At 67.3% G+C, this 4201-nt stretch carries 3 protein-coding genes and 1 pseudogene; all 4 read right to left on the reverse strand.

Going from position 1 to position 4201, the window contains the following annotated elements; genetic code table 11:
- A pseudogene (locus HUV06_RS16385) lies at positions 1-158 on the reverse strand (biotin--[acetyl-CoA-carboxylase] ligase); the annotation flags it as partial.
- An 18-nt stretch (positions 159-176) separates the two neighbouring features.
- On the reverse strand, positions 177-1610 hold the full coding sequence (nuoN, locus tag HUV06_RS14860) for an NADH-quinone oxidoreductase subunit NuoN (RefSeq protein ID WP_174302026.1): 1434 nt from the start codon (positions 1608-1610) through the stop codon (positions 177-179).
- A gap of 13 nt (positions 1611-1623) precedes the next feature.
- Entirely contained in the window at positions 1624-3105 is a 1482-nt protein-coding gene (locus HUV06_RS14865) for an NADH-quinone oxidoreductase subunit M (RefSeq protein ID WP_174302027.1), read from the reverse strand.
- A 7-nt stretch (positions 3106-3112) separates the two neighbouring features.
- Positions 3113-4201, reverse strand: a 1089-nt coding sequence (locus tag HUV06_RS14870; RefSeq protein WP_305793644.1) for a proton-conducting transporter membrane subunit, incomplete at its 5' end; no start/stop codon positions are given.

Consider the following 4201-nt stretch of genomic DNA (forward strand, 5'->3'; position numbering starts at 1 on the left):
CAGGCGCGGCCGCGGCGGCCCCGGCCCGCGGTCTGGCGGCGCGATGCGATCCAGAGCGGGCCCGCTTCGCCCGCCTCGGCGCGGCGGCGGGCCTCGGCGTTGGTGGAGTCCACCGTCTCGAGGCGGAGGACCTCCACCCCAAGCGAGGTGGCCGTCATCGACGGGCCGTCATCGGCTCAGTTTAGCCCGAAGGCGGAGGCTGCGGCCTTGGACAAGGGGTCGATCAGGGCCAGCGCCGGCATCACCACGGGAAAGGAGAAGGCGGCCGCCACGAAGGCGACGCCCCGGGCGTCGAGCGGCGCGGCGTCGGTGGTCCCCCGCGTCGGGTCGAACCACATGGTCTTGATCAGGCGAAGGTAATAGAAGGCCGCCACCACGCTCGATAGCAGGCCAAGCGCCGCCAGCCATTGCAGGTTGGCCGCCGCCGCCGCCTTGAACACATAGACCTTGCCCCAGAAGCCGCTGAAGGGCGGCATGCCCAGCGCCGACAGGGAGAAGATGGTCATGGCGGCCGCGATCCCCGGCCGCTCCCTGAACAGGCCGGCCATGTCCTCGAAGGTCTCCATGGGCCGGCCGTCTCGGGACAGGGCCACCAAGCAGGCAAAGAAGCCGGTCACGTCAATGATGTACAGCGTCATGAACACCAGCATGGCCTGGACGCCCTCCTGCGTGCCCGACGCCAGGCCCACCAGGGCGTAGCCGACGTTGGCGATGGAGGAATAGGCCCACAGCCGCTTGAGGTTCTTTTGAGCCAGGCCGGCGAAGGCGCCCCAGAGCATGGAGATCAAAGCGATGGCCACGATCACCTGGCGCCATTGCTCCACCGCCCCGGGGAAGCCGTTGGCCAGCACCCGGGCGAACAGCACCATGCCGGCGAGCTTCGGCGCGGCGGTGAGGAAGGCAACGATGGGCGTGGGTGCGCCCTCATAGACATCGGGCGTCCACATATGGAAGGGGGCGGCCGACACCTTGAACGCCAGGCCGCAGATCAGGAAGACCAGGCCGAAGATCAGGCCCGTGCTGGCCTGGTTCTGCACCGCCACGGCGATGTCGGTGAAGCGGGTCGAGCCGGCGAAGCCGTAGATCAGGCTCGCGCCGTACAGCAGGATGCCGGAGGAGAGCGCGCCGAGGATGAAGTATTTCAGCCCGGCCTCGGACGACCGGGGATCATCGCGGCGGAAGGCGGCCAGCACGTAGAGCGCCAGGGACTGCAGCTCCACCCCGATGTAGAGCGAGATCAGGTTGCCGGCGGACACCATCATGCCGGTGCCGAGCGCCGCCAGCAGCACCAGGATCGGGTACTCGAACCGGCTGCCGTTGATGCGCTTCAGCCAGGGCTCGGCGATGATCAGGCCGACGGCGCTGATCAGATAGATCACCACCTTGGAGAAGACCGCTGCCTGGTCCTCCACGAAGCCGTTGTTGAAGGCCGCGCCCTGAGGGCCGAAGCACGCCGCCGCGGCTGAGGCGACCAGCACCAGACCCGCGCCGAGCGCTACCGGCCGCGTGCCCTTGTCGCCGACGAAGGCGCCCACGACCAGCAGCACCAGGATGCCGACGGTCAGGATCAGTTCGGGAAGCGCGATAGATAGCGCGCCTGAGAAGGTCATCGGATCAGTCCCCTCACCCGGGCGCGCCGGCGCGCCACAGGTCGATCAGGCGGTTGACGGACGAGGCCGTCACGTCGGTCACCAGGTGCGGATAGACGCCCAGCACCAGGGCGCCGGCGATCAGGGGCGCGAAAGTCGCCACCTCTCGCCAGTCCAGGTCGGTGATGGCGGCGAGCTTGGGATTGACCATCTCGCCGAACACCACGCGCCGGTAGAGAGTGAGGGCGTAGACCGCAGACAGGATCACGCCGGTGGCGGCGAACAGGGCGGTGGTGGTGGAGACGCCATAGGCGCCGGTCATGGTCAGGAACTCGCCCACGAAGCCCGATGTGCCCGGCAGGCCGACATTGCCCATGGTGAACAGCATGAAGGTCGCCGCATACCACGGCATGCGGTTCACCAGGCCGCCGTAGAAGGCGATCTCGCGGGTGTGCATGCGGTCATAGACGACGCCCACGCACAGGAACAGCGCGCCTGAGATCACCCCGTGGCTCAGCATCTGGAACAGGGCGCCCTGGATGCCCTGCTGGTTGCCGGAGAAGATGCCCATGGTGACGAAGCCCATGTGCGCCACCGAGGAATAGGCAATCAGCTTCTTCATGTCGGTCTGTCGGAAGGCGACAAGCGAGGTGTAGATGATGGCGATCACCGACAGGGCGAACACCAGCGGCGTGAAGTAGGCGCTGGCGTAGGGGAACATGGGCAGGCTGAAGCGCAGGAACCCGTAGCCGCCGAGCTTCAGCAGCACGCCGGCCAGGATCACCGAGCCGGCGGTCGGCGCCTCCACGTGGGCGTCGGGCAGCCAGGTGTGCACCGGCCACATGGGCATCTTCACCGCGAAGGAGGCGAAGAAGGCCAGCCACAGCCAGATCTGCACGCCGGGGGCGAAGTGGTAGGCCATCAGCTCGGGGATCGAGGTGGTGCCGGCGACCCCGGCCATGGTCAGGATGGCGGCCAGCATCAGCACCGACCCAGCCAGGGTGTAGAGAAAGAACTTGTAGGCGGCGTAGACCCGGTTCTTGCCCCCCCAGATGCCGATGATCAGGAACATCGGCACCAGGGTGCCCTCGAAGAAGATGTAGAAGACGATCAGGTCCATGGCCAGGAAGGCCCCAATCATCAGGGTCTCAAGCACCAGGAAGGCGATCATGTACTCCGCCACCCGGTCCTTGATCGGCGCCCAGCTGGCGACGATGGACAGCGGCATGAGGAAGGCGGTGAGCAGGACGAGCAGGACGCTGATCCCGTCCGCCCCCATGCGGTAGCTGATGCCGGAGAACCAGGGCAGGTTCTCGCTGAACTGCATGCCCGGCTGGGCGGTGTCGAAGCTGGCGACCATCAGGATCGCCAGGGCGAAGGTCACAAGCGTGGTGAGCAGCGCGATCCAGCGGGCATTGCGCGCCACGTCCGAAGCCGGCGCGAACTGGCGGAAGGCCAGGATCAGCAGCGCGCCGACGAGCGGCGCGAAGGTGATGAGGGAGAGGATGCCGGTCATCGCTCCCTCAGTGCTTCCAGGCCATCAAAGCGTAGGTGAGCAGGCCCGCCACGCCCAGCAGCATCACGAAGGCATAGTGGTAGAGATAGCCGCTCTGCAGCACCGCCAGGCCGCGCCCGGCCCGCGCCGACAGCCAAGCCACGCCGTTCGGGCCGCCGCCGTCGATGATCTTCTGGTCACCGGTGTGCCAGAGGACGTCGCCGAGCGCCCGGGCGCCCTTGACGAAAGTCGCCTGGTAGATCTCGTCCACGTACCACTTGTTGTAGACGAAGCGGTACAGGAGGCCGTCGTTGTCCGCGATCGCCTTCGCGTAGGCCGGGTGCAGCAGGTAGTAGTAGGCGGCGACTAACAGGCCGATCACCGACAGCACCAGCGGGGCCTGGGCGGCCCAGACCGGCAGGGCGTCGATGTGCGCCAGCGTGGTGTTGTGCGCGCTCGTGAAGATCGCGCCGCGCCAGAAGGCGTCGCGGCCCTCGCCGATGAACATGCGGTCGAACAGCCCGCCCGAGAAGATTGCGCCCACAGATAGGGCCAGCAGCGGGACGAGCATGACCCAAGGGCTCTCGTGCGGCTTGAAGGCGCCGTGCCCGTGATCCGCGTGGCCGTCGTCTGTGCGCGGGTTGGTGTCGGGCTCCGAATGGGTCTCGATCTGGGCGGCCGAGGCGTGGCTTTGGTCGGGGTGGGCGACGACGGCGCCGTGGGGGCTGTCGCCGTGCGAGGCGTGCTCCCATTTGGCCGTGCCGCTGAAGGTCATGAAGGCCAGGCGCCAGGAGTAGAAGGACGTCAGGCCCGCCACCAGTACGCCGACGATGTAGGCGAAGTAGCCGAAACCCTGGTCGTGGCCTGAGACGAAGGCCGCGTTGATGATGGCGTCCTTGGAGTAGAAGCCGGCGAAGCCGAGGTCGATTCCAGGGATGCCGAGCCCCGTAATGGCGATGGTGCCCACGATCATCACCCCGAAGGTGACCGGCAGGTACTTGGTCAGATGGCCCATGCGCCGCATGTCCTGCTCATGGTGCATGCCGTGGATCACCGAGCCCGCGCCCAGGAACAGCAGCGCCTTGAAGAAGGCGTGGGTGAACAGGTGGAACATGGC

It is taken from the genome of Caulobacter sp. S45 (assembly GCF_903642205.1).
In the GTDB taxonomy this organism is placed as follows: Bacteria; Pseudomonadota; Alphaproteobacteria; order Caulobacterales; family Caulobacteraceae; genus CAHJWH01.

Coding starts and splice junctions, on each gene's coding strand:
- HUV06_RS14865 (WP_174302027.1), bottom strand. CDS start 3,105: ATGACCGGCATCCTCTCCCTCATCACCTTCGCGCCGCTCGTCGGCGCG.
- nuoN (WP_174302026.1), bottom strand. CDS start 1,610: ATGACCTTCTCAGGCGCGCTATCTATCGCGCTTCCCGAACTGATCCTG.